The following is a 201-nucleotide window of genomic DNA, read 5'->3' on the forward strand; positions in this document are numbered from 1 at the left end:
TCAACCCGGTCGAGTGGGTCTGGGCGCACGTGAAACGCAGCCTGGCCAACCTCGCCGTCATGGCCCTCGACCGGCTCGAAGCCCTCGTCCGCAACCGGCTCAAACGCCTCCAATACCGGCCCGACACCCTCGACGGCTTCATAACCGGCACCGGCCTGACCATCGACAACCTCGCCTCACCTTGAAGCGCCGAAGTCAGTA

General features: G+C 65.2%; 1 pseudogene. It reads left to right on the plus strand.

Annotated elements, in window-relative coordinates:
* A pseudogene (locus tag WN71_RS36720) lies at window positions 1-185 on the plus strand (IS630 family transposase); the annotation flags it as partial.
* Window positions 186-201 lie beyond the last annotated feature (16 nt).

It is taken from the genome of Streptomyces mangrovisoli (assembly GCF_000974985.2).
In the GTDB taxonomy this organism is placed as follows: Bacteria; Actinomycetota; Actinomycetes; order Streptomycetales; family Streptomycetaceae; genus Streptomyces; species Streptomyces mangrovisoli.